The organism is Actinomycetota bacterium, assembly GCA_036280995.1.
Lineage (GTDB): Bacteria > Actinomycetota > CALGFH01 > CALGFH01 > CALGFH01 > CALGFH01.
This window is the reverse complement of the sequence record DASUPQ010000651.1, coordinates 1-2,716: the sequence shown is the minus strand read 5'-3', so window position 1 is coordinate 2,716 and position 2,716 is coordinate 1. Positions and strand designations below refer to the sequence as shown.

The window sequence follows — 2,716 nt, the reverse complement described above, 5'->3', positions numbered from 1 at the left end:
GCTAGCGGCGGCGGGCGGCCAGCCGCTCGTACTGCGATGTCCCCGAGGTCGCTCTGGAATCCCAGCCCAGCCACGGACAGGCTCCACTCCACTGTGTCGGATCGTCCAAATTGATCAAGGGCCTTCCGGCAGAGATCGGGTGGCCCGATGTTCAGGCTCTAGGCGCTGCGTGTGGAGTGCGGGGGCGCGGAATGCGTTGTTCGGTGACGGGGGCGCTCTCGGGCATGGCCGCATGGTCGGTGGCGTGGGCGGCGTACCAGTCGGCGTAGCGGTTGGCGCCCGGCCAGGCGGTCAGCCCGTGGGCGTACACCGACAGCGCTACCGTCCAGGTCACCACCGTCAGCAGCAACGGAACCTGCGGCAGCTGGCTCTGCTCGACCAGGATCAGCACGAACACGATCGAGGCCAGCCCCCGGGGCCCGAACCAGCCCAGGAAGCCGACCGTCACCCGGCGCATGCCCGTGCCCAGCATGGCCAGGGCCACCGGCAGCATCCGCACGAGCGTGAGGCTCGTCACCGCGTACAGGGCGACCCGCCAGTCCAGCTCCCCGAGCGCTGGGCCGAGCAGCACAGCCCCGAACAGCAGGAAGGTGACGGCGTTGAGCAGCTCCCCGGACTGCTCGGCCAGGAAGGTGGTCTCCTCGGCGTGCCCGCCGGCGAGGGCGGCGAACACGATCCCGGCTGTGAAGGCGGCGATGAACCCGCTGCCCCCCAGGGCGACGGCGATCCCGTAGGCCAACAGCGGAGTGGCTACGGTGCTGATCTGCTTCCAGGTCCCCTCCATCCAGCCCCTGGCCCCGAACCGGCGCAGGACCCAGGCGCCCAGGGCCCCGGCGACGACGCCGCCGACGGCCCCGAAGCCGATCTCCTCCAGGACCACCTTCAGAGGTTCGATGTCGCCGATGCCTTCCTCGGCCTGGGCGAGGGTCAGAAAGATGATCAACAAGGGCACACACACCCCGTCGTTCAGGCCGCTCTCGACGTTGAGGCCCTGGCGGATGCGCGCCGGCAGGCGCCGGTTGCTGACCACCGGCAGTCCCAGCGCCGCGTCGGTGGGGGCCAGGATGGTGGCCAGGGCAGCCGCCGTCCACAGATCCAGGTCGGCGAACAGGGCCAGCCCGGCCAGGGTGCCGGCCACGATGCTGAGCGGCAGACCGAGGCCGAGCAGCCGGGCCGGCAGGGCCGACTCGCGCCGCAGCGTGCCCAGGTTGACGCGGGCCGCGTCGGTGAACAGCACCAGGGTCAGGGTGGCCTCGGCCAGATGGCGTACGAATTGGTTGGCGGCGTCAACGTCGACCAACTCCAGGACCCGGTTGCCGACCAGCAGGCCAAGGGCGACGAACACCATCGCCTGGGTGATCACCGTGGATTGCAGCCGCCCCGACACCGCCCCATAGCCGATGAGCAGCACGGCGATGGTGGGTAACGCCCACTCGTTCATGCTTCCTCCCCAGGATCTGACCCAGCACCGGCCGGATCCGAAGTCGGTACAGCTTGCTCCATAGAGCGCGCGACGCCGCGCATCACAAGGAATCGTCGGTCGCCCGCCGGTACGCGGCATCACCCACATCGAATAACTTCTCGTCCGCCGCGGCGTCCGTGCCGGCGGGAGGGAGGCCTCGTTCATCGCGCACGACCCGCGATGATCAGGGCCGGGAAGGTCGCCGGGATCGATAGGAGTGGCTGCACGACGGTGAGCCCGCAGCTCGCCTGAGCAGACTGGGATCGCGACGATCTGGGTGACACTGCAGGCGTCTCAGGCACACTACTGCCTCCGGCAGGTCACGGGTGCGGTCCTGGTAGTCACGGCGATCGCCGCGATCCTGAACCTCTTCATCTCTCGCGATGTCGCCGGCGGGGTCATGGCCGTGATCAGCGGCCTGCTGTATGTGGTCGCGCCGGTGATCATCGTGCGCCGACTGATGAAGCGGCGAACCGTGGACACCCAAACCCTGCTCGGCGCGATCGCCGCCTACCTGATGGTCGGGATGGGATTTGCGTTCGCCTACCAGGCGCTAGGCGCGTGGCAGGCCGGCCCGTTCTTCGGGTCGCAAGGGGAGGGCCCCTTCCCCCAGTACCTGTTTTTCTCGTTCACCACCCTGACCACGACCGGTACGGCAACCTGGTCTCGGACGCCAACCCGGGGCAGACGCTCGCCGTCCTGGAGATGCTGATCGGGCAGCTGTTCCTGGTGACGGCGGTGGCCAGGGTGGTCAGCGCCTGGCAACCCCGCCAAGGCCGCGAACCTTCTGCCACCGAGAACGACAACGTTTGAGCCTCGGTCGCCAACGTCGCGGATCCTGCCGTCGGGAACCCTGGGGTGAGACATGGCGCCGAGTGTGTGCGTGTCGTGTTGATGCGGACGATGGGTCTGCCGTACCAGCAGTGGGGCGTGATCGGGCGATCCGCCTCAGCTGAGGATGCGTTGCACGGTCGGCTCGGCGCGTTCGGCGACCCGCGCCAGGGAGCCTCTTGCTCGCAGGCGGGCGATGCCGTTGCTGGCGATTACGGTGGCGGGCACGGCCAGGATGAGGCCGACGATACCGCCCAGGAGGCCGCCGAGCGCGGTGACGACCAGCACGACCAGCGGGTGGATGTCGAGGGTGCGGCCCATGACCTTGGGCTCGACGAAGTTCTCGAGGGCGAGGTTCGCGACCAGGACGACGACGAGCATGATCGCCCCCTGGGCGATGCCGCCCTCACCGACGGCGATGAT

Annotated in this window: 3 protein-coding genes; 1 reads left to right on the top strand and 2 read right to left on the bottom strand. The window is 69.1% G+C overall.

Translation table 11 applies throughout. The features are described 5' to 3' along the window. Positions 1–151: 151 nt before the first annotated feature. On the bottom strand, positions 152–1,441 hold the full coding sequence (locus VF468_22310) for a cation:proton antiporter (protein HEX5881025.1): 1,290 nt from the start codon (positions 1,439–1,441) through the stop codon (positions 152–154). A 298-nt stretch (positions 1,442–1,739) separates the two neighbouring features. Between VF468_22310 and VF468_22305 the strand changes: the two genes are divergently transcribed. After that, positions 1,740–2,174 (top strand): hypothetical protein, encoded by a 435-nt coding sequence (locus tag VF468_22305; protein HEX5881024.1) that lies wholly within the window; start codon positions 1,740–1,742, stop codon positions 2,172–2,174. A gap of 236 nt (positions 2,175–2,410) precedes the next feature. On the opposite strand, the gene VF468_22300 is transcribed toward VF468_22305, so the two are convergent. Then, on the bottom strand, positions 2,411–2,716 hold a 306-nt coding region (locus VF468_22300), incomplete at its 5' end, for an AI-2E family transporter (GenBank protein HEX5881023.1).